This is a genomic window from Micromonospora sp. NBS 11-29, from assembly GCF_002140155.1.
GTDB lineage: Bacteria > Actinomycetota > Actinomycetes > Mycobacteriales > Micromonosporaceae > Micromonospora.
Window position 1 is genome coordinate 26,345 of record NZ_NAPR01000012.1, and the last position, 448, is coordinate 26,792.

Here is a 448-nt window from a genome sequence, read left to right on the forward strand (position 1 = left end):
CCGGCGTCCAGCGTGGTGGCGTCGAGGTGGAGGACGGTGCCGGGGTAGTCGGTGAACAGGCCGCGCTGACCGGTCTCGCTGAGGACGAGGTCGGCGCCCGCGTCGGCGAGCATGAACCGCACCCGCTCGGCCGGGTACGCCGGATCGAGCGGCACGTACACACCACCGGCCTTGAGCACCGCCAACACCGCCACCGGCAACAGCGGGGTACGCGGCAGGCAGATCCCCACCCGCGTCTGACNGTGATGCGCCAGCCGGTTCGCCGCCCGGTCCACCTCACCGTAGGTCAACCGCTCCGCACCGCACACCAGGGCCACCTGATCCGGCGTACGGGCGGCCTGCCGTTCGACCAGCTCGTGCAGTCCACCGGTAGTCGCGGAGGCCAACGCTGGCGTGCCGGCCAGCAGCCGGGCCCGCTCGGGCTGATCGAGCAGGTCGATCGCGCTCG

General features: G+C 72.7%; 1 protein-coding gene. It reads right to left on the minus strand.

Annotated elements, in window-relative coordinates:
• Window positions 1-317, minus strand: a 317-nt coding sequence (locus B1205_RS14930; RefSeq protein WP_176308611.1) for an AMP-binding protein, incomplete at its 3' end; no start/stop codon positions are given.
• Window positions 318-448 lie beyond the last annotated feature (131 nt).